Source organism: Aquimarina sp. KJ22-3 (assembly GCF_055808215.1).
This window is the reverse complement of the sequence record NZ_CM147859.1, coordinates 4,298,126-4,317,578: the sequence shown is the minus strand read 5'-3', so window position 1 is coordinate 4,317,578 and position 19,453 is coordinate 4,298,126. Positions and strand designations below refer to the sequence as shown.

The 19,453-nt window shown below is 35.1% G+C and carries 19 protein-coding genes and 2 pseudogenes; 19 read left to right on the top strand and 2 right to left on the bottom strand.

The genetic code is table 11. From position 1 onward, the window contains the following. Window positions 1–30 precede the first annotated feature (30 nt). From AC0L3Q_RS20065 to AC0L3Q_RS19990, 16 genes and pseudogenes are all read left to right on the top strand, one after another. On the top strand, window positions 31–369 hold the full coding sequence (locus tag AC0L3Q_RS20065; RefSeq protein WP_473282322.1) for a thioesterase II family protein: 339 nt from the start codon (window positions 31–33) through the stop codon (window positions 367–369). A gap of 14 nt (window positions 370–383) precedes the next feature. Then, entirely contained in the window at window positions 384–680 is a 297-nt protein-coding gene (locus AC0L3Q_RS20060) for a thioesterase II family protein (protein ID WP_473282320.1), read from the top strand. Then, window positions 628–1,317 (top strand): 4'-phosphopantetheinyl transferase family protein, encoded by a 690-nt coding sequence (locus AC0L3Q_RS20055; protein WP_473282318.1) that lies wholly within the window; start codon window positions 628–630, stop codon window positions 1,315–1,317. The genes AC0L3Q_RS20060 and AC0L3Q_RS20055 overlap by 53 nt, the downstream gene beginning before the upstream one ends. A 209-nt stretch (window positions 1,318–1,526) precedes the next feature. Further along, the gene (locus tag AC0L3Q_RS20050; RefSeq protein ID WP_473282316.1) at window positions 1,527–1,664 is read left to right on the top strand and encodes a hypothetical protein; all 138 of its coding nucleotides are present in this window, start codon (window positions 1,527–1,529) and stop codon (window positions 1,662–1,664) included. Window positions 1,665–1,797: 133 nt separating this feature from the next. After that, entirely contained in the window at window positions 1,798–1,935 is a 138-nt protein-coding gene (locus AC0L3Q_RS20045; RefSeq protein ID WP_473282314.1) for a hypothetical protein, read from the top strand. Between the two features lie 161 nt (window positions 1,936–2,096). Then, window positions 2,097–2,243, top strand: coding sequence for a hypothetical protein (locus tag AC0L3Q_RS20040; protein ID WP_473282312.1), 147 nt, complete (start codon window positions 2,097–2,099; stop codon window positions 2,241–2,243). A gap of 66 nt (window positions 2,244–2,309) precedes the next feature. Beyond that, window positions 2,310–4,274: a hypothetical protein gene (locus tag AC0L3Q_RS20035; protein ID WP_473282310.1), complete on the top strand. Its 1,965-nt coding sequence runs from the start codon at window positions 2,310–2,312 to the stop codon at window positions 4,272–4,274. A gap of 90 nt (window positions 4,275–4,364) precedes the next feature. Beyond that, window positions 4,365–5,585: a zinc metalloprotease gene (locus AC0L3Q_RS20030; RefSeq protein ID WP_473282308.1), complete on the top strand. Its 1,221-nt coding sequence runs from the start codon at window positions 4,365–4,367 to the stop codon at window positions 5,583–5,585. A 53-nt stretch (window positions 5,586–5,638) separates the two neighbouring features. After that, window positions 5,639–6,976, top strand: a complete 1,338-nt coding sequence (locus AC0L3Q_RS20025) for an aspartate kinase (RefSeq protein WP_473282306.1) — start codon at window positions 5,639–5,641, stop codon at window positions 6,974–6,976. Window positions 6,977–7,078: 102 nt separating this feature from the next. After that, window positions 7,079–7,870: a GIN domain-containing protein gene (locus AC0L3Q_RS20020; RefSeq protein WP_473282304.1), complete on the top strand. Its 792-nt coding sequence runs from the start codon at window positions 7,079–7,081 to the stop codon at window positions 7,868–7,870. Between the two features lie 30 nt (window positions 7,871–7,900). Continuing rightward, entirely contained in the window at window positions 7,901–8,563 is a 663-nt protein-coding gene (locus AC0L3Q_RS20015) for a GIN domain-containing protein (protein ID WP_473282302.1), read from the top strand. 469 nt (window positions 8,564–9,032) lie between these two features. After that, the gene (gene modA / locus AC0L3Q_RS20010; RefSeq protein ID WP_473282300.1) at window positions 9,033–9,797 is read left to right on the top strand and encodes a molybdate ABC transporter substrate-binding protein; all 765 of its coding nucleotides are present in this window, start codon (window positions 9,033–9,035) and stop codon (window positions 9,795–9,797) included. Next, the gene (locus AC0L3Q_RS20005; RefSeq protein ID WP_473282298.1) at window positions 9,794–10,192 is read left to right on the top strand and encodes a TOBE domain-containing protein; all 399 of its coding nucleotides are present in this window, start codon (window positions 9,794–9,796) and stop codon (window positions 10,190–10,192) included. Before modA ends, AC0L3Q_RS20005 begins: the two co-directional genes overlap by 4 nt. After that, entirely contained in the window at window positions 10,192–10,863 is a 672-nt protein-coding gene (gene modB / locus AC0L3Q_RS20000) for a molybdate ABC transporter permease subunit (protein ID WP_473286979.1), read from the top strand. The genes AC0L3Q_RS20005 and modB overlap by 1 nt, the downstream gene beginning before the upstream one ends. After that, window positions 10,860–11,735: a sulfate/molybdate ABC transporter ATP-binding protein gene (locus tag AC0L3Q_RS19995; protein WP_473282296.1), complete on the top strand. Its 876-nt coding sequence runs from the start codon at window positions 10,860–10,862 to the stop codon at window positions 11,733–11,735. The genes modB and AC0L3Q_RS19995 overlap by 4 nt, the downstream gene beginning before the upstream one ends. 132 nt (window positions 11,736–11,867) lie before the next feature. Next, window positions 11,868–12,958: pseudogene (locus AC0L3Q_RS19990) on the top strand (DUF2652 domain-containing protein). On the opposite strand, the gene AC0L3Q_RS19985 reads toward AC0L3Q_RS19990, so the two are convergent. Both AC0L3Q_RS19985 and gldJ read right to left on the bottom strand, forming a co-directional pair. Then, window positions 12,955–14,232, bottom strand: a complete 1,278-nt coding sequence (locus AC0L3Q_RS19985; RefSeq protein WP_473282294.1) for a UDP-N-acetylmuramoyl-tripeptide--D-alanyl-D-alanine ligase — start codon at window positions 14,230–14,232, stop codon at window positions 12,955–12,957. The pseudogene AC0L3Q_RS19990 and the gene AC0L3Q_RS19985 sit on opposite strands and share 4 nt — an antisense overlap. 88 nt (window positions 14,233–14,320) lie before the next feature. Next, window positions 14,321–15,997 (bottom strand): gliding motility lipoprotein GldJ, encoded by a 1,677-nt coding sequence (gene gldJ, locus AC0L3Q_RS19980; RefSeq protein ID WP_473282292.1) that lies wholly within the window; start codon window positions 15,995–15,997, stop codon window positions 14,321–14,323. A 560-nt stretch (window positions 15,998–16,557) separates the two neighbouring features. On the opposite strand from gldJ, the gene porV reads away from it, so the two are divergent. The 3 genes and pseudogenes from porV to pdhA all read left to right on the top strand — a co-directional run bounded on the left by porV (window position 16,558) and on the right by pdhA (window position 19,450). Continuing rightward, window positions 16,558–17,709 carry a type IX secretion system outer membrane channel protein PorV gene (gene porV, locus AC0L3Q_RS19975; RefSeq protein WP_073316706.1) on the top strand — a complete coding sequence of 384 codons (1,152 nt, stop codon included), beginning with the start codon at window positions 16,558–16,560 and terminating at the stop codon, window positions 17,707–17,709. A 108-nt stretch (window positions 17,710–17,817) separates the two neighbouring features. Next, window positions 17,818–18,299 (top strand): annotated as a pseudogene (locus AC0L3Q_RS19970) (cytidine deaminase). Window positions 18,300–18,448: 149 nt separating this feature from the next. Then, entirely contained in the window at window positions 18,449–19,450 is a 1,002-nt protein-coding gene (pdhA, locus tag AC0L3Q_RS19965) for a pyruvate dehydrogenase (acetyl-transferring) E1 component subunit alpha (RefSeq protein WP_473282290.1), read from the top strand. Window positions 19,451–19,453 lie beyond the last annotated feature (3 nt).

The following is a 19,453-nucleotide window of genomic DNA, read 5'->3' as shown; positions in this document are numbered from 1 at the left end:
ATTTCCCTTTGCAGGGGGAACAAACACTCATTGTCTTTTTTAAGAAGGTTTGTTCCCAAAGAAATTGAGCTGATTACCCTGGATTACCCAGGTAGAGGAACAAGAATTCAAGAGTCTTTATTATACGATATTCACGAAATAGTTGAAGATGCATTTTCCAATGTTTGTCAATTAATTCAACATGGTGATTATATCGTCTACGGACATAGTATGGGGGCTTTGGTGGCTACCTTACTCTGTAAAAAAATAGAAGACGAAGGACTAAATAGACCGTTGAAACTTATGGTCTCGGGTCGTTCGGCACCTTCTGTAGAAAGAAAAAAAGAAACATATCCGATTTACCGGTTCATTCTTTTTGGCAAGAAGTAATTGCCTTAAACGGAATGCCCTCTGGGTTTATGGAGGAACCTTCCTTAAAGGAACTCTTTGAACCAATTCTCAGAGCCGATTTCAAGGTCGTAGAAGGATATACATACAAAGAAAATTTGCAATTGAACATACCTATCGATGTTTTCTATGGAGATCAAGAGCTTAAAGATCTCGGAGACATCGATAAATGGAAGGAGGAGTCTAACAGACCAGTTACTATTCACGAATTAAAAGGAGATCACTTTTTTATTTACAATCATGGAGAATATATTACAAAGTCCCTTGTCAAAGAGTTTTTTCAATACCACTAATGGAAACACAAACATCTATGTTCTCTACAGTATTTTGGATGAACCAATAGCCGAAAATGTCTTTAACAGATATTTGAACTATTTGCCAATTCATTTACAAAAAGAGGTGTTGAAATACAGAAAATTGAAGGATAAACAGAATTGTCTGGTAGGAAAAATTCTGTTATACATTGGGTATAGTCAAATAGAGAAAAAAGAACTGGATTTTAATTCTTTGAAAAGAGATGAATTCGGAAAACCCTATATCATAGGGAGTAATTTCGAATTCAACATCTCTCACACAAATAATGCAGTCTTGTGCGCTTTTAGTACCGACAAAATAGGAGTCGATGTAGAGACAGTGCGCGAGATTGATCTGAAGTATTTCGAAAGTGTATTTTCTGACAAAGAAATGGGAGCTATACGATCAAAAGGCATCTATAAATTCTATGAGATTTGGACCAAAAAAGAAGCCTTGGCCAAAGCCATTGGGAGAGGGTTAGGAATTGATTTTCTAACCATCAAAGTTGATGAAGAATCACTAGAATATGAGAATGAACAATGGCAAACCAACCACTTCAAACTAGATAACAATTTCTGTTCATTAGTTTTTAAGAAACCAGCAAACCGAATTAGCATAGAGTGCTTGCACGTTTGATTTCGAGGTTTTTAACGCTTTTTTCTTTAGGTATACTGCTTTAGAAATACCAGAGAAACCATCTAATACTTTTTGAAACTAAGGCTGTTCGATGTGTCATTTAAGCATGTCGAACACTACCGCTATTCTACAATGTTGATAGCATAGAAAATGAGTAAGGAGGTAACCGAAAATCCTGTAAAGAGTAGGTGAATTTTAAATTTTTAACAATGAAAAACAAACATGTAAACTTGGAAGAATTCGAAGTAGAACAATTGGAACAACGTCTTGAGATGAGAGATTGGGATCTGCCAGATCCAGATGAGTTGGATGATGTAGGGAAACCAAAACCTAAGGAAATTGAATAAACAAGACGTGAGAGAATTGATCAAATAGTATCAAATATAACTTCTTGAATAGATTGTATTACCGCCGATTGAATAGGAGGTTGCCGAAAATCCTTCTAAAAAGAGAGTAGGCAAAATTTTAAACTTTTTAATGATGAAAAAAACACAAGTGAACTTAGTAGAGTTCGAAGTAGAGCAATTAGAACAACGTCTTGAAATGAGAGATTGGGATTTGCCCGATCCAGATGAGTTGGATGATGTAGGGAAACCAAAACCGAAAGAGATTGAATAAGCAACTGATGTAGGTTAAGTAAATAATAGTAATGATAAGGTTAGAGGAGTTTGTAACACTCTAATTATATCTAACCTTTTCATTCTATTTTGTTGTAATCTATAGACCCCAAATAGTCAAAAGTGCTTTATAGCACAAGTGAAATTTTTAACTTTTTAATGATGAAAAATAGGAATATAGGTATAGGAGAATTTGAAGTAGAACAATTAGAACAACGTCTAGAAATGGGAAGATGGTCTCCGCATTCGGATGTATGTCATGCACCACTTCACCTTTGTGACCAGGATTCAGATCTGATCATTCGATAATAAAAATCTAAACGATATTATAACATTAAAAGTAAAGTGCAAAACTGAATAAATAAAAGTAGAGTAATGATACAGACAGAGATACAGCAACAGAGATCAATCAGCCAAGCAAATGATTTTATTTCTAAACTAAACAATTTTATTGAAGAAAAACATTTACCTAAGGTGTTTGCACCTGGGATTGCGGATAAAAATTTCATAGAGAATAATCCCTTATATTATACATACTATCCTTATTTATTCAGTAATGCCTTTCAAATCTATGATCAAGAAGTTTTGGATCAGCTTTCGATAGCAGGTTTTTTGTATTACAAAGCCGTTATTGTGTTGGATCGAATGTTTGATACGAAACAACCCCAAAATTTATTCGAAAATTATTTAATATCGGATGTATGTAAAGAAGAGGCGATGAAACTATTGTCTGATCTGTTTCCGTCTTCTCATGAGTTTTGGAAATTCTGGAACGGAAGAAAACTAGAATATATTAAAGCATATGAGATCGATCAAAAATCCCATAGTGTACAATCCTTTGAAGATTTTGAACAATTAGCGGATTTTAAATGTGCCTTTGGGAAGGTAGCAGTAGATGCTTTATTCCATTTGTCAGATTCAAAAGATGAAGAAGTATACACCAACATATTAGCGTCTCATAAACTGTATTACGCTGCTTTTCAAATTGAAGATGACATTAATGATTTTGTCGAAGATTATGAAAACAAGCAGTTCAATATAGCTCTTTTCGAGTTAGAGAAACACCTGGGTAAAGAAAAAGTAGCCAATAGTTCTGTAAGTGACTTAAAGAAATTACTCTATTTAGAAAATATAGCAGACGCATTATATAATAAAGCGCTTCAATATTTAGAAAGAGCTCAAGAATATGTGAGAGGATACGATGTGGATCCATGGAACTACGAGTTACAAAAATTGTATAATACTATTACAATTCATCAGCTTAATGTAGATGGTTTTATCAAAGTGTTTTGTGCAAAACAAAGCTTTTCTAACCTCAAAAAAAGTAGCAATTCGCTAGACACTGCACTAGCATCTGCAGTTAGTTTTATCAAGAAAAATCAGGATAAGATTGAAGGGAATTGGAATGATTTCTTTAACGATGCCGGAGTTAGTGACGTTTGGTCTACGGCCTATATCCTATCCCAGTTGAATGAACAAATTGCAAAAAATGAAAATATAGCTTTTGATCAAGCAGTTGCATTCCTGCAAGAACATAAGAACACAGACTCACTTTGGGGATATAACAGGACATGGATTTCTGATGCTGATAGCTCCACTTTTGCAATGTTGGGTTTGCTAAATAACGGAGTAGCCATTTGTGATCAAACTTTGGATGTATGGCTTTCTTATCAAAATAGTGACGGCGGTTTTGCCACCTATAATAACAAAGATGAAGTTATCACTTCTCTTAATTCTGAAGTGATAGAAGATGTAGGTGGATGGGTGCAGTCACATTTCTGTGTAAGTGCAGCAGCATATCTGCTTCTTTGTAAAACAAGACCAAATAGTACCAGTTTTACCGCTTTAAGAGAGTACTTGATTAAAAATTTACAGAAAGATACAGCGACATATTCATATTGGTGGACAGAGAATGTTTATGCCTATAATCTGATTATAAAAGGAGCTTTGCATCATGAAGATCATGAATTATTTGCGATAGTTATTTCAAAAATTGAAACGTATTTGGATAGTCATCAATATCAAACATTGATAGACCAAAACAATTTCTTTTATCTAGGTTTAGTATTGGATACACTTAATCATTCAGAGTATTTACAAGATAAATATGATGATCTGTCAGAAGTGTTAGTAAATGTGATCGTATCCAGTCAGTTAGAAGATGGTTCCTGGCCCGAAAGTTATGCGCTAAGGATTCCTCATCCGCAAGAAGTGGATCCCAACAGTAAAGAAATTTTTTGGCAAAAAGGAGATAAAGGGACCAACATTATCTTGCCAGATTTTCATCGATTATTTACAACAACCACTTGTGTCACTGCATTGGAAGGTTTTCAGCAATAAAAACTTGTTCAAAAAGGAAATAGAGCAGTTGGCGCCTAGCTCTTGCTAAGCAACCAAAGGGGATATACAAATCAATTAATAGAAAGAAAGATGAGCAGTATTATAGAGATTATACCGGTAAAATCTCAAGATATAGATATTTTACCTTATGATGGTCCGGGATATTTGATTGTACACAAAAAACTTCAATACAATCTCAAAGTAAATCAACTTGTGGTTGATGTGTTGGATATGATTGATGGGAAAAAGAATATTGAGCAGATATCTTCTTCGTTTTCAGAAACATTTGGAAAAGAACTTAGTGCCACAAAGGTGTATGAGTTGTTGTTCAAAAAATTAGGGAGGTACCATATTATCGAAAATGATGATTTTGAGTATACACAGGTGGGAAAACCGGACTATTTGAAGTTAAGTTTTACCGTACTTAAAAAAGAATGGATCAAACCATTGATCAAACAGATGGTTCCTCTTTTTTCAAGATCATTGTTTTATCCAGCTTTGATTTTATCACTTTTTTCTATTGCTCTTATTGGAGTGGTACATTATGATGTGATCATTGAAGGAATTATGGCAGGAAAAAAAGATCTGAATGTACCTTTTATGGTATTTGTAAGTGCGATCACCATTTTTATGCACGAATTCGGGCATATTGCGGCGTGTGATTATTACAAAGTTGATCATGGTGATATAGGTTTTGGTTTTTACCTGCTATCTCCCGTAATGTATGCCGACGTATCCAATATTTGGAAACTAAAAAGAAAAGAAAGAATTGTCGTAAATCTGGGTGGGTTATACATACAGATATTAATCGCTCTCTTATTCGGAATATTGTTTTTGGTTTTCGGGAAGGTCGAGTTTTTGGCTTTGATGTATATGTTAGGGATCATAAGTGTCTGTTTCAATTTAAATCCTCTATTCAGAACAGATGGGTATTGGATTCTTTCGGATTTTACCGGGGTTCATAATCTTCGGGAACGCTCCAATCAATGTTTGCTAAAGTTTTTTGGTTGGGTATCTGGCAAAGAACGCTTTGATTTTAAAAAAGAAAATGTACTGCTGGCTTTATATGCATTAGTAAGTATGAGCTACATTTTCGTTTTTATAGCGGTACTTCTGATCAATGATTTTTATGCATTCCTTCATTTTCCGGTAGACTTCATACAATTTATCAAAGATTGGGTATTTAACTGGCAAAGACCTTCTGTGAGTGCTGTAGACGGATTTATGATCTATACACTTCTATATTTTCTTCTTTTCAAGCTTGTTTTACGGAAGCTGAAAAAAATTAGAGTTAGGATAAGAAACACTTAGTTTCATGATAACTCTGTATATAATCAATTAATTATAAACGAAAATTGTTAATTATGAAAGTGCTAAAGTTTGGGGGAACCTCTGTAGGTTCTGTAGAAAATTTATATAAAATCAAGGATATTCTTCAAAAAGAGAATACCCAAAAGATAGTAGTATGTTCGGCAATGTCGGGAGTAACGGATCAGCTAATAACACTAGCAGAGAGTATTAAAAATAAGGATTTTGATGCCATCTCCAGACATATCTATTTCTTACAACAGAAACATGTTGGGGTGATAGAATGTTTGATAGAAAATCAAGTAATTCAAGACAATCTTAGAAACTATTTGTCAGAGGCTTTTTCAGAAATCTTCGAATTGTCAAATGAGACATTTTCCGAGAGTATTCGATCAAGGATTATTACCTCTGGAGAGTTTATTTTGACTCGAATTTTTTCAGAGTTTTTGAATGAAAATGGAGTTAAAAATATGTGGTTAGACGCAAAGGATTTTATGCACGTAGACAGTGTCGAAAGTCCAAACGTTGATAAGGTTTCCAAAAGGTTAAAAGGCGTTCTAAAAGATAAAACTTCATCAAATGTTTATATCACACAAGGTTTTATCTGCAAGACAGTAAATAATAAAATTAGTCATCTTAAAAGAGGAGGGAGTGATTATAGTGCAACGATTATTGCTGCGGCACAAAACGCCTCAGAAGTACAGATTTGGACCGATATTGATGGACTTCATAATAATGACCCTAGATATGTATCCAATACGTACCCTATCTCACATATAACCTATAAGGAAGCTTCAGAATTGGCATATTTTGGAGCAAAAATCCTGCATCCGCAAACCGTATCGCCAGTTAAAGAAAAACAGATACCCGTTTGGATCAAAAATACATTCGAGCCAGAAGCTTTCGGGACTCTGATTTCTGATCATACTCTACAAAGGGGATTAAAAGCTATTTCGGCAAAAGATGGGATTACTACAATCAATATTAAATCCAATAGATTGTTAATGCCTCATGGATATTTTAAGAGAATATTTGATATTTTTGATAAGTACGAGACTTCTATTGATATGATCACTACATCCGAAGTCGAAATTTCTTTGACAATTGATAGCGAAAAGCATTTGGATACTATTGTTGAAGAGCTGAATACGTTTTCTAATGTTGTAGTCAATCCATCTTCAAGTATCATATGTATTGTTGGCGAGTCGGTAATTGAAGATAAAAGTTCCTCCAAAATTTTTGACCTTTTAAATTATATCCCTTTACGAATGATTTCTTATGGAGGGAGTAATGATAGTATTTCAATTTTAATCGATACAAAAGATAAAATAAATGCGCTTAAGTTTTTGAACGATAGATTATTTGATACATGTCCACAGCAATATGTGGTATAGGTATACACAAAGCGTATTTGAAACCCGTTCTTAATTTGCAATCATTACCCGATTGCTACGTATAATCCAAAAAACAAATTATTTATTTTAAAACTCAAAATCATGCAAGAAATTCATTGTAAGAAAAAGACCAAAAATGTGGTGAAAGAAAAAATACTAGCGATCATTCTGATCAATTTTTCTTTTTTCAGCACCGAAGTTGTGTTAGCACAGTCCAAAAACATAGCTGTGGATCGTTTTGATGAGGTATTAGTTAGTTCTCATATCGAAGTAACTTTCAAAAAAGGAGATAAAGAATCTATTTACATCGAAGAGATTAGCGTGCCCATGGAAAAACTAAACGTTAAAGTCAAGAAGAAAAAACTAAGCATTTATCTCGAAGGCGAGAAAATGTTTTTAGAATCTGGGAAAGAATACAAAAAATACAAGAAAAGAAAACGGCCATTATACGAGGGCACCGTGGTTAAGGCAGTAGTCACCTACAAGGACCTGAATAAACTTTCGGTAAAGGGTGATGAAACTTTTGTTTTTGCAAGCCCGGTAGAACGAAATAATTTTAGTCTAGATATTTTCGGAGCATCACGTGTGCTTCTCAACGAAACTAAATTGAATACCATGGAGGCTTCTGTGTATGGAGAAGGATACCTTGAGGTGAAAAAAGGTTCGATAACCAACCAAAATTATACTGCTTACGGAGAGAGTGAGATCAATACCCTCGAGGTGGATAATCAAACCACCGATATCACCGCTTATGGTGGAGGTGATTTTCAGTTAAACGTTTCAAAACTAATTACGGTTTCTGCTTATGGCGAAAGTAGAATTAGATATAAAGGAAATGCAACAGTTCAAAAAGAAATATTAATCGGTAATACCAGCATCCAGAAAATCAATTAATTTTTTAATTAAACTCTTAAAACCAATACAATGAAAAACCTAAATGCACTATTTGTGCTTATTACAACCTGTTTGTTTGTATCCTGTGATCAAACCAATGATGACGTAATCATCATACCAGATTCCGAAAATCCCAAAAGTGAAATCAGAAACTTAAATACGTTTGATAAAATCGACGTTGCAGATGGTATTGAAATAGTAGTAAATAAAGGTAATACTCAGTCTGTACAAGTATTTACAGATGAAGCTGCTTTACCAAATGTTTCGACTACAGTCTCAAACGGTACATTGACAGCTCGGGTAACAGGATCTGTAGAAGTAGATGAACTACGCATTGAAATTAATCTTCCAAGTGTATCAGAAATTACCATGGATGAAGGGAGCAGTGGAACCTTATCCGGTTTTGAAAACCTTCCTCATTTAAGCCTACACCTTTCTAATGGTGCAAGTTTTGATATTTCCGGGTCAGCCAATACATTAGACGCTGTGGTTTCAGATGCGGCAAGTTTAGAAGGCTTAGGATTTGTGGTGTCAGAATGTAATGCAACAGTATCTTCTGCAAGTCAAATGTCCATCTTCTGTACATCAAATTTATCAGGCTCGGTATCCTGGGTTTCTAGATTATCGTACAAAGGGAATCCAGAAGTAAATGTAGCTGTATCATCATTTGGACAGCTAGTAAATCTGGATTAAGTTATTCAAAAAATCATACCGGTTATTATCAATGTTTTCCCAGCTTTAAAGTGATATCAAGTACAGAATAATCGTGGAAAATGGTATTGCCGGAGTATTAGCAATGCTTGAATCATTAGGGAATATATTATTTGTAGGTAACCATAACATTTTTTGAATTAGAGAACATTTAGATAGAAACATAAAAATTATTAAAATCATGAAAAAAAAGGTAAAAAAAGTTTAGAGCTAAAAAAAGTAACTATCACTAGGGCGAATATGGAACATATTAAAGGAGGGTCTATTGGTCCAACATTTTTATGTAAATCTGTAATTTACAATGGTGAGGATAATTGTGTATCCATAATAAATCAAAATTAGAAAATATCTGTTTTTAGTTTTTTTGAGGGAGGGTCTAGTGATAGGCTCTCCCTTTTTTTGTGATAAACGAATATTATTTCCTTTAATTTGTATAAAAGTGCTTGCCAGAATGATAAAGAGAATAGTTTTAAGTATGTATATCCTTGTTTTTAGTACTGCTTGTGTTCAGCAAAAAACAGAGGATTTACGTATTGCTGTTTCTGCAAATATGCAATTTGCTATTGATGATTTGGTTGCCGCTTTTACAGAACATACAGGAATAGGGTGCCAGGTAATTATAGGTTCTTCAGGTAAACTTACTGCGCAAATCAAAGAAGGAGCTCCATTCGATGTTTTTGTCTCTGCAGACACCAGTTACCCCAATCAATTATTTAAAGAGGGGTATACAATATCAGCACCAAAAATTTATGGATATGGGAAGTTGGTCGTGTGGTCCAGATGGCGTGATACAGTGCCTCTGCCTCAGCTACTAAAAAATCAAGAAATAGGTCATATTGCCATTGCCAATCCCAAATTAGCACCTTATGGTAGGGCAAGTGTCGAGGCTCTAAAAAAAATGGGAGTTTATGATGAGGTCAAGGATAAACTGGTTTTTGGAGAAAGTATTCTACAAACTAATCAATTTGTTATTTCTGGAGCTGCAGAAGTAGGTTTTACTTCAAAATCTGTAGTTTTATCAGATAAAGTTAAGGATGTAGGGAGTTGGATTGCTGTAGATCAAAGAGACTATTTGCCGATTTCCCAAGCGTTGGTGGTAATTAAGCAAAAAGGAGATAAAGAGAAAAAAGCCAAAAGATTTCAGGAATTTTTCTTTACCAATACTGCCAAAACAATTTTAGAAAGATCTGGTTACGCTGTAAATAATGAGGAATGAATAGCTTAAAAGGAACGATTAGTACTATTAAAAATAATGACGGAATATCTTTGATAAGTGTCAACTTAGATACCACAGTATTTCATGTGCTAATTATAGAAACCGAAGATGAAGCGACATACCTTGGTGTGGGCAATACAGTGAAGCTGATTTTTAAGGAAACGGAAACTATATTGACTAAAACCGATAAAAACACTACTAGTATCCCAAATACTATGGTAGGACAAGTTTTGACGGTACAGGAAGGAGCAATTTTATGCAAAATCACCATCGATGTAGCTGTAGCCAAAATTACCGCGTTAATTACCAGAATGATGCAAGATCAGTTGCAATTTAAAACAGGAGATAGGGTTACAGCGTTGATAAAAGCATCAGAAATTATGTTATCAGAATGATAGATTGGCAACCTTTGATATTAACATTTAAACTGGCATTAATTACAACATTTTTGCTTTTTATCTTATCGATACCTTTATCGTATTGGTTGGCTTACACAAAGTCCAAAATCAAACCTGTTGTAGAAACATTGGTGAGTATGCCTTTGGTATTACCTCCAACCGTGCTTGGATTTTATCTTTTGGTTGTTTTTAGCCCCAACAGTTGGTTAGGAGGGTGGATACAAGAGTATTTAGGGGTTCAATTTATTTTCTCTTTTCCTGGTTTGGTGTTGGCTTCCATGATGTATAGCCTTCCATTTATGGTCCACCCCATACAATCGGGTCTTTCAGGACTTAGTTCGTCGCTGACAGAAGCCTCTTATGTACTGGGGAAATCAAAACTCACTACACTTTTTAAAGTACTTCTTCCCAATATAAAAACCTCATTACTCACAGGTATTGTATTATCCTTTGCGCATACTATTGGTGAGTTTGGTGTGGTACTGATGATAGGTGGCAGCATCCCTCAAAAGACTAAAGTGGCTTCGATAGCAATTTACGAAGAAGTAGAAGCACTAAATTATGAAGCGGCGAACATTTATTCGCTGATTTTGTTTGCTATTGCATTCTGTATTTTGCTGGTCGTTTATTTAGGGAATGGTGGATATTTAAAAAGATTTTGGAAATGATTCATGTCAACATACAAAAAAAGCTACAAGGAGCTATGAGTGAGATGCTGCTTGATGTGGATTTTACCATTGAACAGGGCTCGTTTGTTACGTTATTTGGAGCTTCTGGAGCAGGAAAAACATCGATACTTCGTATCATTGCTGGCTTAATGCGTCCTGATGCAGGACAAATCATAGTAAATCAAGAAAAATGGTTCGATAGTGAGATGAAGGTTGATCGCAAACCTCAGGAAAGAAAAATTGGTTTTGTTTTTCAGGATTATGCCTTATTCCCGAATATGTCGGTAAAAGAAAATTTACTTTTTGCATTAGAAAAGAATCAAGATCCTCAAACTGTAGAAGAATTGATTCAAATTATTGAATTAGAAGATCTGCAACATCGTAAACCTGAAAAATTGTCGGGCGGACAAAAACAACGAGTGGCTTTGGCTAGAGCTTTGGTGCGTAAACCAACAATTTTGATGCTGGATGAACCGCTCTCTGCGCTAGATGCCAAAATGAGAGCTAAACTGCAGGATTATATTCTTAAAGTCCATAAACAGTTCAATTTAACCACTCTATTGATTAGTCATGAAGTGAGCGAAGTCATAAAAATGTGTGATCGTGTCTTTATGATTGAGAATGGACGCATTGCGAAAAACGGAAAACCCATGGAGGTGTTTGCCAATCAAAAGTTAAGTGGTAAATTCCAATTTTCTGGAGAAGTTGTTGAAATTTTAGAACAGGAAATAATTTGTATCGTGACCGTATTAGTGGGGGTGAATTTTGTGAAGGTTATTGCTGATAAAGAGGAAATTAAAACCATGAAAATTGGAGACAAAGTATTAGTAGCTTCAAAAGCTTTTAATCCAGTGCTTCAAAAAATTGAATAGAAGAATTGATATATGCCAAAAATATATATTGATTTTGTGCACCAGCAATGGTTAAATAAAACCTAAGAACGGTAAAGGATACACCAGGATTTGTATATTGCTAGTAGGCAAAATTGTAAGAATATATAGTAGATGGCACAATCATTATTGTTTATACCAGATATTTCGGGGTTTACACATTTTATTCAAAATACCGAGGCAGAACATAGCCAACATGTGATATCCGAATTATTGGAAGTTCTTATTAATGCAAACACACAGAATCTTAAATTGGCAGAGGTAGAAGGAGATGCCTTGTTTTTTTATAAAGTAAATGAAATTCCTTCGCAAGAAAAGCTATTGGCGCAGATAGAAACTATGTTTACTGCATTTTATAGTCATTTGAAACTGCTAGAAAAAATCGAATTTGCCCTTGCAATGCCTGTGCTACCGCTCCAAATCTTCAATTGAAAATTGTGGTGCATTCAGGAGAGTTACAATTCATTACCGTTCAAGGAAAAAGAAAACCGTTTGGCCAATTTGTGATTGAAGCACACCGTTTACTTAAAAACTCAATTCCTAGCGATAACTATGCGCTAATAAGCAATTCGGTTTGCGAAATGGTGGGGCTCACAGAATCATATCAAAGTAAGCTATATAGCTTTAATGAGGGTAACGATCGTTATGACGATCAAAATATTGGGTATTTGTTTTCAGAAATAGACAAAGAAAAGCTAAAATTAAAGTCCTTTGCGATCCCAGAAGAAGTTGATCTTAAATGCGAGTCTTGTATTGTACTTGAACGTAATTTTATGATTCCTGCTCCCGAATTATTGGAATATATTACGAATTATGGGTATCGACATTATTGGGCAAAAGGAGTCGATAAATTTGAATATAATCCTGATGAAATTACCCGATTAGGCACAGAACATGTTTGTGTAATTGATGGCAAAAGGCTCAATTTTACAGCGGTAACCAAAAAAGCTGAGGCGGATGAAATTGTCTATGGAGAACGCACTAATGATGTGCCAATTGATGAGCTATACCAGTTTTTTATTATTACTCCCATTTCGAACACTAGCTGTAAATTAAGGGTAGAAATGTACCCCAAAGCGAGGTCGATTTTCAAGAGGTTATTGATTTCTTTGGTGCTCAAAAAAGCGTTTAGAAAATCTATGAATACCTCTATAGATAACTTAGAGATAGCGGTAAAAAACCAATTGATGAAGGAAGTGAATTAAAGAAGATCCAAAATCCGTTCAAGTTGCATCCCTCTCGAGCCTTTGATTAGAATGTGTGCGTTGCTATTTGGGATATCTAAATGATTCGAAAAATCTTCAAAATTTTCAAACCTTTGTACACGAGTATCCGTACCCTTTGTCTTATAGAAATTGCTGCCGATTAAATAAATTCTATCAGTAGAAGTGTTGGTAATTAAATCTGAAATTCGTTGATGTTCGATTTTTGCTTCAGTACCCAGTTCAAACATATCCCCCAAAAAGACAAGCTTGATACCTCCTTCAAATTGATCAAAATTATGGATTGCTGCTTCCATACTTGTAGGATTGGCATTATAAGCATCAAGAATAATCGTATAATTACTCCTTTTTATCACCTGTGATCTGTTATTGGTAGGGATATAGGATTCTATCGCTGTCTTAATTTTTTCGGTACTAATTTTAAAATAGTGCCCTATGGTAATGGCAGCTGCAATATTGGTAAAATTATAGGATCCAACTAAATTACTTTTAATCTCTTGTTGTTGATAAGAAACCACTACATCCGGTGCTGCCTTTTCAAATTGAATTTGAACGTTGCAATCGTCATTTTTAGAAAAGCTAAAGGTGTTCATACCTGCAGCGGCATTAACTAGTTTGGGATCGTCAATATTTAGGAAAATCTGTTTGTCGTGTTTTTTTAGATGCCTATAGAGCTCTGTTTTTCCTTTAAGTACGCCTTCTATACCTCCAAAACCTTCTAGATGGGCCTTTCCTATATTGGTAATATATCCGTAATCGGGTTTGGCAATCTCTGATAGGGTTGCTATCTCACCCTGGTGATTAGCTCCCATTTCGACTACACCTATTTCGGTTTGCTTGTTCATCGATAAAAGCGTTAAAGGAACACCAATGTGGTTGTTCAAATTTCCTTCTGTGGCTTTTGTGTTGAAAGTAGTAGAGAGTACAATAGCAATCAGTTCTTTGGTGGTTGTTTTTCCATTACTACCGGTTAGTGCAATAATGGGTATTCCCAGATATTCCCTATGATAAGTAGCTAGATGCTGCAAAGTTTCTAAAACATCATGTACTAAGATATGTTTTTCTGAAACTTTGTAGTTGGAGTCATCTATTACCGCATAAGAAGCTCCTTTTGATAAGGCTTCATTTGCATAAGAGTTACCGTCAAAATTCCCTCCTTTTAGAGCAAAAAAGATAGTGTTGTTTTTGATTTTTCGAGTATCTGTTGAGATACCATCACTTTGTAAAAACAGCTCATGTAGGGTTGAAATTTTCATAAATACTTTAGTTTAGTATAGTAAAAAGCCCTGTACAAGTACTTTGCCAGGGCTTTTTCAATATAACGAACTTTAATATACTTCTATATTATCCTCTTGGTTTTTGGTGACGAGGAGTTTTCTTTCTTTTTGCTTTTGTTCCTACTCTAGACATTGCATTTCTGAAACCGATGTAATCAGTTGCCATATCTTGTGGAAGGAATCTTCTTTGTGCAGGGTCTAACCAATATGCTCTGTCTTTCCAAGATCCACCTTTGTATACACGTACATTGTCGTCTACAATGGTTGTTCTTTTACTAGACTCATCATATCTTCTTTCTAGTTTAGTACTATCTTGTGCGTCTGGCCCTACATAATGAATTGGCGCATTGTACATTCTTCTATTTGGAAGGTTTTCATCTTGGTATCCTTCAAAATATCTAGAAGAGCTTTTATCACCATCTCTATAGTTTCTGTTGTCACTTTCTGTAAAGTTAGTTCTCATATAAGTGTCTTCATCGGTGATAGGCACCTGAAGAATACCTCCTGGTAACACTCTTGAGATAATTCTACCATTACTCAATGTATCGTATACAATAGAGTCTGTCATTACGATTTTTACTGTTCCGTCAGGGTTGATAGCATTTTTAGTATATACATTACCTCTATAGTAGTTAAAATCATTGTACTCATCGTCTACAATTGGTCTGTATACATCAGCAACCCATTCTGCTACGTTACCAGCCATATCATATAAACCATAGTCGTTTGGATCATAAGATTTAACAGGAGCTGTAATATCAGCACCGTCATCACTCCAACCAGCTATTCCACCATAATCACCATCACCTTGCTTGAAGTTAGCCAATTGGTCCCCACGAGTTCTTCTTTTTCCAGAACGCGTGTATTTTCCATTCCATGGATATTTTTTTCTACCTCTATAAATGTTATAACTTCTGATTTCTACTAAACCTAAGGCAGCGTATTCCCACTCTGCTTCTGTTGGTAGTCTATACTTTGGTAATAGAAGACCATCCTTACGTTGAATGTATAGACCGGTGGAATCGTTATCTTTTGCGTATCTTTCTGAGGCTCTTCCACCACGAATAGCTTCATCGTTACCTCCATATGTTTGAGAAGGAGCATTAAGATATGTTTCAGTGTCGAAAGTACTTTCTGCAGAAACATCCTCAAATGGTGCATTTTCTCTAATTACACCTTCTTCTTCAAGAATTCTTTCATTAACACGGTTAGTTCTCCAGTTACTAAATTCAACTGCTTGAATCCAGTTAACACCTACTACAGGATAATCTGCATATGCAGGGTGACGAAGGTAATTGTTAGTCATCATTTCATTGAATCCTAAACGATTTCTCCATACCAAGGTGTCTGGAAGAGCCCCGTAATATATGTTTCTATATTTTGGTTCAGTTGGAGGATAAACACCTTTTAACCAATCTAGGTATTCCAAATACATGATGTTGGTTACCTCGGTTTCATCCATGTAAAAAGATTGAACGTGCTGTTGCGTAGGGGTGTTATTCCAATCGTGCATAACATCATCCTGTACTCGTCCCATAGTAAAAGTACCTCCTTCGATAAATACTAAACCAGGTCCTGTTTCTTGTTCTTTGTAGTTTGTTGCTACCTGAAAACCACCTTCCTTGGAATTGTATTTCCAACCAGTGGCTCTAGAACTACTCCCATAATCGTTCTTCGAGCAACTAAACAATAAAACACTAACGGAAAGTGCCATTAGCGACTTAAAAATAAACGCGTTTTTCATAATCTTAAGTTCGTTAAAGTAGAAATTAGGGCTTGCAATATAACAATTAACGTTAAATTTACCCTAAAATTTTTAAAATATTATCAATTCACAATTTTTTATGAATTGCCAACGACTTTGGTTTAACGCAATAATTTGTTGTTTATTATTTATTATTTAAGAAAAACCGAAAAAAAAGAAACCTGAAAAAAAATGGTTTTTACAGTGATCAGTATATGTGGGATATCGGGTTTGTGATGGTTTAAAAAGTATGTTACTCTTCAAATAAAAAAGGTGAATTTTTTTTAATTTTTTTTAGGGTAAAATAAAGGTTGAGTGTAATAGAAAAGAAAGATATAGTAATAGTGTCGTTTTTTTGTCACTAATAATGACTAAATTGATCCAGTATTTTTTAGGTACTACTATAAAGGTGTTTATCGAGATTTAAAGAAATCAACACCTACCATATAAGATATTGGTAAATTTTACGTTAAGAAAAGAACGAGTTTAAAAAATTAAACAACACACACTTTTTTAATCACTAAATAACTATATATTTGTCAAACTCAATTTTTGCAGGTATGAAAAAAACAATTATTCTTGGTCTTGCCTCTTTACTGTTTTCTAATCTTACTATCAAGGCACAAGAAAATAGAGCCATTACTACAGCTACCCCATTTTTATTAATTGCAGCAGATGCTAGAGCAGCAGGTTTAGCTGATCAGGGGGTTGCTACTTCGCCCGATGCTTTCTCACAACAGTGGAATCCGGCGAAATATGCATTCGCAAAAACAAAACAAGGGGTTGGGGTAAACTATACTCCTTATTTAAGTAATCTGGTAAATGATATCTTTTTAGGAAATCTTAATTACTATAATAGAATTAATGAAAGAAGTGCAGTAGCTGCAAGTTTCAGATATTTTAGTTTAGGAGATATTGAGTTTAGACAAACTGCAGATGGTGCCGCTAATACACAAAGACCTAACGAATTTACGTTAGATGTGTCTTATGCATTGAAACTTAGTGATCATTTCTCTATGGCAGTTGCTGGGCGCTATTTGCGATCTGATTTAAGATTGCAAACAGAAAATGCCGATGATGCCAGTGCAGCAGGAAGTTTTGGAGTTGATGTAGCAGGTTTCTTTAGAAGTGAAGAGATTGCTTTCAATTCTTTTAACGGTAGATGGAGAGCTGGATTTAATATTTCGAATATCGGACCCAAAATAAGATATGACGATGCAGGTCAGGAAAACTTTATTCCAACTAACTTTAGAGTGGGTGGAGCTTTTGATTTTATCTTCAATGAAGATAACAGAATTACACCGACATTAGAATTCAGTAAGTTGTTGGTGCCTAGTCCTCAGGATTTTGATGGTGATGGAGATATCGATGCAGAGGATAACAGAGAGTATCAGGATATTAGTGCTTTTGGAGCGATCTTTTCTTCTTGGGGAGATGCAGATGGTGGATTTAGCGAAGAGCTAAAAGAAATTACCTGGGCTTTAGGAGCAGAGTATATGTATAGAGATGTATTTGCTTTTAGAGCAGGATATTTTAACGAGAGTGAAGAAAAAGGAGCACGTCAGTTCCTTTCTCTAGGAACAGGTTTCAGATATAACGTAGTTAATCTAGATGTATCTTACTTGTTTTCAACATCATCAGTACGTAGTCCGTTAGAAGGAACGCTTCGTTTCGGTCTTACGTTCAACTTCGGAGATGAATATTACGATTAAATAGAATAGATATAGTGTTCAGAAAAAAGTATCAAACCATTGGCTTGATACTTTTTTTTGTTTGTAGTACCTTGTCGTCCCTTTTTTGAAAAAGAAATTTAAGACAGCATGAAGGAAATACAAATTACTTCAGTATTACAGATTTACGATTCGTTTGACGAACTACCGGAAGATATCCAGGATTTGATGAAAAAATCCATGGAAATTCGAGATAAGGCTTATGCGCCTTACTCAGAATTTTTGGTTGGCGCTGCACTATTATTAGAAAATGGAGAAGTGGTTCTGGGTAACAATCAGGAAAATGCATGTTATCCTTCTGGATTATGTGCAGAGCGAACTGCAATTTATTATGCAGGAGCCAATTATCCGGATGTCGCAATCCAGAAGATGGCGCTTACTGCAAAATCCTTAAAATATAAGTTGGTAACACCAACTCCTCCTTGTGGAGCTTGTAGGCAAGCTATTGCAGAATATGAGGTAAAGCAAAAAGCACCCATAGAGATTTTTTTATGGGAGAGACAGGAAAAGTGGTTAAATCTTCTTCTTTATCTAATTTATTGCCTCTTATTTTTGATAATTCGTATTTATAACGTTTTCGTAGATTTTATTGGTGAAACTGTTTTTCCCTTAATTTCGAATACCTTATTTTTGTTTTTCGTTCAGTTTTGAACGAAATCGGAAAAATTTAATAATTACCATTTTAGGTAATTAATTGTTACACTTATCAGCACAATTGTAAATGAAAAAAATAACCAAAGAAGTATACCTGAACTGGTATGAAAAAATGCTTTTCTGGAGAAAGTTTGAAGATAAACTTGCTCAAGTATATATCCAACAGAAAGTAAGAGGGTTTTTACACTTGTATAATGGCCAGGAAGCTATCTTGGCAGGGGCTTTGCATGCCATGGATCTTACAAAAGATCGTATGATTACCGCGTACCGAAACCATGTGCAACCTATAGGTATGGGAGAAGATCCAAAACGAGTAATGGCCGAACTTTATGGCAAAGGAACGGGTACTTCGCAAGGTTTGGGAGGATCTATGCATATTTTCTCAAAAGAACATCGTTTTTATGGTGGTCATGGTATTGTAGGAGGGCAGATTCCTTTAGGTGCTGGATTAGCATTTGCTGATAAGTATCATAAAAGAGATGCAGTTACACTTACCTTTATGGGTGATGGAGCTACAAGACAAGGATCTTTACACGAAACATTTAACTTAGCCATGCTTTGGAATTTACCAGTAGTATTTTGTGTGGAGAACAACCAATATGCTATGGGAACGTCAGTGAGTAGGACGGCAAATCATACAGATATTTGGAAATTGGGACTTGGGTATGAAATGCCTTGTGGTCCTGTAGATGCAATGAATCCTGTAAATGTAGCTGAGGCATTGGATGAAGCTATTACCAGAGCAAGAACAGGTGGAGGGCCGGCATTCTTAGAGTTAAAAACCTATCGATATAGAGGGCATTCTATGAGTGATGCACAAAAGTACCGTACCAAGGATGAGGTAGCAGAGTATCAAAAATTAGATCCAATTACGCAGGTATTGGATGTGATTAAAGATAAAAAATATGCTACCGATGAGGAAATAGCAACGATAGATAAGAGAGTGAAGGATCGTGTGGCTGAATGTCAGAAGTTTGCAGAAGAATCACCATTCCCAGAAAAGAATGTGATGTATGATGTAGTGTACGAACAAGAGGATTATCCATTTTTATCACACAAACCACAATAAATT

Coding starts and splice junctions, on each gene's coding strand:
- AC0L3Q_RS20035 (WP_473282310.1), top strand. CDS start 2,310: ATGATACAGACAGAGATACAGCAACAGAGATCAATCAGCCAAGCAAAT.
- AC0L3Q_RS20040 (WP_473282312.1), top strand. CDS start 2,097: ATGAAAAATAGGAATATAGGTATAGGAGAATTTGAAGTAGAACAATTA.
- AC0L3Q_RS20005 (WP_473282298.1), top strand. CDS start 9,794: ATGAATAGCTTAAAAGGAACGATTAGTACTATTAAAAATAATGACGGA.
- gldJ (WP_473282292.1), bottom strand. CDS start 15,997: ATGAAAAACGCGTTTATTTTTAAGTCGCTAATGGCACTTTCCGTTAGT.
- AC0L3Q_RS19995 (WP_473282296.1), top strand. CDS start 10,860: ATGATTCATGTCAACATACAAAAAAAGCTACAAGGAGCTATGAGTGAG.
- modA (WP_473282300.1), top strand. CDS start 9,033: ATGATAAAGAGAATAGTTTTAAGTATGTATATCCTTGTTTTTAGTACT.
- AC0L3Q_RS19985 (WP_473282294.1), bottom strand. CDS start 14,232: ATGAAAATTTCAACCCTACATGAGCTGTTTTTACAAAGTGATGGTATC.
- AC0L3Q_RS20055 (WP_473282318.1), top strand. CDS start 628: ATGGAGAATATATTACAAAGTCCCTTGTCAAAGAGTTTTTTCAATACC.
- AC0L3Q_RS20015 (WP_473282302.1), top strand. CDS start 7,901: ATGAAAAACCTAAATGCACTATTTGTGCTTATTACAACCTGTTTGTTT.
- AC0L3Q_RS20060 (WP_473282320.1), top strand. CDS start 384: ATGCCCTCTGGGTTTATGGAGGAACCTTCCTTAAAGGAACTCTTTGAA.
- AC0L3Q_RS20045 (WP_473282314.1), top strand. CDS start 1,798: ATGAAAAAAACACAAGTGAACTTAGTAGAGTTCGAAGTAGAGCAATTA.
- AC0L3Q_RS20020 (WP_473282304.1), top strand. CDS start 7,079: ATGCAAGAAATTCATTGTAAGAAAAAGACCAAAAATGTGGTGAAAGAA.
- pdhA (WP_473282290.1), top strand. CDS start 18,449: ATGAAAAAAATAACCAAAGAAGTATACCTGAACTGGTATGAAAAAATG.
- porV (WP_073316706.1), top strand. CDS start 16,558: ATGAAAAAAACAATTATTCTTGGTCTTGCCTCTTTACTGTTTTCTAAT.
- AC0L3Q_RS20030 (WP_473282308.1), top strand. CDS start 4,365: ATGAGCAGTATTATAGAGATTATACCGGTAAAATCTCAAGATATAGAT.
- AC0L3Q_RS20050 (WP_473282316.1), top strand. CDS start 1,527: ATGAAAAACAAACATGTAAACTTGGAAGAATTCGAAGTAGAACAATTG.
- AC0L3Q_RS20025 (WP_473282306.1), top strand. CDS start 5,639: ATGAAAGTGCTAAAGTTTGGGGGAACCTCTGTAGGTTCTGTAGAAAAT.